Source organism: Citrobacter sp. Cf088 (assembly GCF_030334295.1).
GTDB lineage: Bacteria > Pseudomonadota > Gammaproteobacteria > Enterobacterales > Enterobacteriaceae > Citrobacter > Citrobacter freundii.
Map to the genome: position 1 here is coordinate 1 of NZ_JAOWEE010000046.1, position 4731 is coordinate 4731.

Annotated in this window: 4 protein-coding genes and 1 pseudogene; all 5 read left to right on the forward strand. The window is 48.0% G+C overall.

What is annotated here, in order from left to right; all coding sequences use genetic code 11:
• The first annotated feature begins 68 nt into the window (after positions 1–68).
• Positions 69–1049: an IS5-like element ISKpn26 family transposase gene (locus OGV71_RS09845; RefSeq protein WP_000019445.1), complete on the forward strand. Its 981-nt coding sequence runs from the start codon at positions 69–71 to the stop codon at positions 1047–1049.
• Between the two features lie 57 nt (positions 1050–1106).
• Positions 1107–1916 carry a restriction endonuclease gene (locus OGV71_RS09850; RefSeq protein ID WP_279270927.1) on the forward strand — a complete coding sequence of 270 codons (810 nt, stop codon included), beginning with the start codon at positions 1107–1109 and terminating at the stop codon, positions 1914–1916.
• Between the two features lie 232 nt (positions 1917–2148).
• Positions 2149–3477 carry a prolipoprotein diacylglyceryl transferase gene (locus tag OGV71_RS09855; protein WP_007372213.1) on the forward strand — a complete coding sequence of 443 codons (1329 nt, stop codon included), beginning with the start codon at positions 2149–2151 and terminating at the stop codon, positions 3475–3477.
• A 58-nt stretch (positions 3478–3535) separates the two neighbouring features.
• The gene (locus OGV71_RS09860) at positions 3536–4228 is read left to right on the forward strand and encodes a hypothetical protein (protein ID WP_016241592.1); all 693 of its coding nucleotides are present in this window, start codon (positions 3536–3538) and stop codon (positions 4226–4228) included.
• Between the two features lie 174 nt (positions 4229–4402).
• Positions 4403–4731, forward strand: a pseudogene (locus OGV71_RS09865) (IS1-like element IS1B family transposase); the annotation flags it as partial.

The following is a 4731-nucleotide window of genomic DNA, read 5'->3' on the forward strand; positions in this document are numbered from 1 at the left end:
GGAAGGTGCGAACAAGTTCCTGATATGAGATCATCATATTCATCCGGAGCGCATCCCAGAGGGACATCATGAGCCATCAACTCACCTTCGCCGATAGTGAATTCAGCACTAAGCGCCGTCAGACCCGAAAAGAGATTTTCCTCTCCCGCATGGAGCAGATTCTGCCATGGCAGAATATGACCGCTGTCATCGAGCCGTTTTATCCCAAGGCGGGCAATGGCCGACGGCCCTATCCGCTGGAGACCATGCTGCGTATTCACTGCATGCAGCATTGGTACAACCTGAGCGACGGTGCCATGGAAGATGCCCTGTACGAAATCGCCTCCATGCGCCTGTTTGCCCGATTATCCCTGGATAGCGCCCTGCCGGATCGCACCACCATCATGAATTTCCGCCACCTGCTCGAGCAGCATCAACTGGCCCGTCAATTGTTCAAGACCATCAATCGCTGGCTGGCCGAAGCAGGCGTCATGATGACCCAAGGCACTTTGGTGGATGCCACCATCATTGAGGCACCCAGCTCTACCAAGAACAAAGAGCAGCAACGCGATCCGGAGATGCATCAGACCAAGAAAGGCAATCAGTGGCACTTTGGCATGAAGGCCCACATTGGTGTCGATGCCAAGAGTGGCCTGACCCACAGCCTAGTCACCACCGCGGCCAACGAGCATGACCTCAATCAGCTGGGTAATCTGCTTCATGGAGAGGAGCAATTTGTCTCAGCCGATGCCGGCTACCAAGGAGCGCCACAGCGCGAGGAGCTGGCCGAGGTGGATGTGGACTGGCTGATCGCCGAGCGTCCCGGCAAGGTAAAAACCTTGAAGCAGCATCCGCGCAAGAACAAAACGGCCATCAACATCGAATACATGAAAGCCAGCATCCGTGCCAGGGTGGAGCACCCGTTTCGCATCATCAAGCGGCAGTTCGGCTTCGTGAAAGCCAGATACAAGGGGCTGCTGAAAAACGATAACCAACTGGCGATGTTATTCACCCTGGCCAACCTGTTTCGGGTGGACCAAATGATACGTCAGTGGGAGAGATCTCAGTAAAAACCGGAAATAACGCCAGAAATGGTGGAAAAAATAGCCTAAATAGGCTGATTCGATGTGTTTGCGGGAAAAAAATCGGCCCAGATCCGCGAAATTTTAATCAGCGAGTCAGCTTGGGAAGAAATGACCTGCTTATTCGCACCTTCCCTAGCACTCGTAATGAATCGTTTTGCTGTAGGCGTGAGTAACATACTCCCTGAAATCCTTCGAGGCGCATCTCTAACCCTTTCGATGATGATGTTTGTCGCAACATTGCTAAAAAATGTACAACTTGCTGAAGTACGTCGAATTTACTCCTCCATTCAGGATGGAAATGATTCCCAGAAAATTCTCTCGAATATGACATGGGAGCAATTCGAAAAGATTATAAGACTGCATTTCGAACTCAATGGCTACAAAGCAACTCTGACTAATACAGGAGCTGACGGCGGAGTCGACATTCTGCTGCAAAAAGATGGTCGCCGCGAAATGGTACAGTGCAAATTATGGAAAACCAGCAAAGTAGGAGTCTCGGTAGTCCGCGAAATTTACGGTGTAGTGCAAGCCAATGCATATGAGCGGGGTTATATCATCACCTCTGGGTTCTTTACTCAGGATGCATGGGAATTCGCTCTTAGCGCAAATGTTAAAGGAACATTATCGCTTATCGATGGTTCCAGACTTCTGAAAATAATCAAGGATAAAGAAATCCCCCCGCCTGCCACTGAGATAATAAATGTTGGTCCAGGTGAGAATCAAATATACGATCTTAATGTCATACCTAGCTGTCCCCGTTGCCATAGCAAAATGGTTAGAAGAATGTCGAATGGAAATTATTTCTATGGTTGCTCGGCTTACCCAATTTGTAAAGGAACCCGTAACCTCTAGAAATCTATTTTCAAGAAAACCATCTCATTTTGCGGTCGTTTTCAGGCCGCAAAATTTCGAGAGCTACCTCCCTCAAGATATAATCCGTTTATTATCGCGAGAGCATATTTTCCTAATCAATTCCGGGGCAACCATCTCACGCGATTATGGGGCTTTCCATATCATGCTCACTTTCATATACACCGTGAGTTGGGGCTTCGGCCAGAACGAATAGTGATCAACGAGGTTTTCAATGACGAGTGAAAAACGTGGCACAAGTGCTGAATACGGCCAGGAGAAATTACGCGAACGCGCAGCGCAGAATGCTGGAGATGAAACCCCCAGTGTTAAGGCGCGATTTTCTAAAAAAACCTTGAGTATCCTGGTTGCCGGTATCTTTGCGGTAAGCACATTAGGCGCATTTATTTTAATGAATGGTAAACCAGACAAAGAACCGAACCTATCTATCGTCGAAGTTGCAAAGAGTGGGATCAGCGTTAACCCGGATATTGCAAAACAACATGGTATCGATGTGGATGACGATGACCTTGATACCGATGAGGCTGGGCCTCAGCCAACACTGACACTTCCTATCACAAATAATGAACAGGAACCCGCATCAGCGCCCCCTGATGATGATAAAAGTGAACCTACTGTCACAAAGCAAGATAGCGCCGGTGTTTCCCCTGCATCGTCTGATAATCTTGGCGATCAGATGCTAAAAATGGCCACAACCACGCCACCAGCTAACCCGGATGCAAATTCACCAGTTGTATCTAAGTCAGATCCTGCTACGCAGTCATTGGTTGACTCAATTAAGGCTGAACCTGGGTTTACTGACGGTAGCGAGGTTTCACAAAACGCAGAGCAACCTGGAACGGTTGAGATAACTCCTGCACAGGAAATCGCTAAAAAAGCACTATCTGGGGCCACTAGTGAAGCCCCGGCTTCAGCTCCAGTTACAGCAGAACCAAATCAACACGCTGCGGCGCAGACCAACCCGGTTCAAACACCGCCATCACCTACCACACGTGATATTGCAGGTGTTGAAAACATCACTAAAGATACCTCTGGCCATCAAATTGACCCAGCTGAGTTCGGTTATACGGAACCCACTAAAACTACTGCTACGTCAGACTATAAAGCAGCATCAGAAGGCTATACAGCCCAACAGTTTGTTGTTCAGGAGAAGAATGCGCTTACTGGCGCTGACCTGGACTATAGTGGGCACTTTAAAACTGTTGAATACAATTCGCAGGGACAAAATACGGTATTCGTTTATTCAACCTTTTCATCAAAAGTATTCTTGTTACCATCGAAAGGTAAGGTCAACGTATACCTTTCTGATGAAAAAGGTTGGTCAGTCTCACTCCTCCCAGGAAATATCCTGCGGGTACAGCGTTCTGAAAACAAGGGGGCATGGTCGCAGGCAACCGACCTCTTTGTACTCAATGGCGAAAACTCCTACTCGTTGATTCTTCAGGCTGTTGGCGATCCTGATAAACGAACCGATTCCCTCAAATTCACAAAAAAGGAACTTTCTAAGCAAACGGACAAGTTGGCCAAAAAATCCAAAGCCTGACTGTTGAATTGAAAATACGAGCGCATCTTTGGTGCGCTTTTTTTTCGGGAGAAGTTACATGACAGATTCATGCATCGACGGCTTAAGGCTGGTTTCGACCAGTTACCACATTGGTTTACCCTGGATTGAATGGTCAGAGGCGAGATCCTACATCGTATGCCGAGCACTGGTAGATCAGGGAGTAATTGCCGGAACTGCTACTATAGGAACACGTCGAAAAAAGGTCAAAGAACGCATCAATCCAGGAGATCGTGGGTTATACCAAGTCACTGAAACTCAGTACGGATGGATAGCACTTAAGGGTGGTGGCGTGATCGATCCCTGCGGCTTTCTTGGTAACTCTTTTTCCGGCCCGGAACCCCAGTTTTGTATCCTTGAGAATGATGAGTGCTATATCAGGGGTATAAATCCTGTTCAGTGCCCGAGAACTCACTTACCTGAACATCTTGTAAGTGATGAGTTATTCCCGCTAACACGCGGTGTTATGCGCGATACATGCAGCCGTCTGCTGGGTTACAGGTTGCATATACAGGGATTGACTATGTCAGAGGCAGCATACCTTCTGTCGAGACCGCTTACCGATTTTGACCGGTACAGCCGCCTGGTATATGAATACTTTATTAAAATGGGACTAAGCAGCATTATGCCATTAAGCAACATCAAAATGCTGCATCCGAATTTAGCCCGTAAAGGTTGGCGTTCATTTTATAACGACCTGGATATGGACGAACTTGAAGCGTTTCTTAAATGATAAAATCAGGGTTCATCCCGAACCCTGATTAAAATTCAATAATTAGGTATGTAATCCACACCACCAGTCCAACGAGATTCCCAGTGGGCCAGATACAGCGCTGTAACATCTGGTGCGTTGGTGATGCTGCCAACTTACTGATTTAGTGTATGATGGTGTTTTTGAGGTGCTCCAGTGGCTTCTGTTTCTATCAGCTGTCCCTCCTGTTCAGCTACTGACGGGGTGGTGCGTAACGGCAAAAGCACTGCCGGACATCAGCGCTATCTCTGCTCTCACTGCCGTAAAACATGGCAACTGCAGTTCACTTACACCGCTTCTCAACCCGGTACGCACCAGAAAATCATTGATATGGCCATGAATGGCGTTGGATGCCGGGCAACCGCCCGCATTATGGGCGTTGGCCTCAACACGATTTTCCGCCATTTAAAAAACTCAGGCCGCAGTCGGTAACCTCGCGCATACAGCCGGGCAGTGACGTCATCGTCTGCGCGGAAATGGACGAA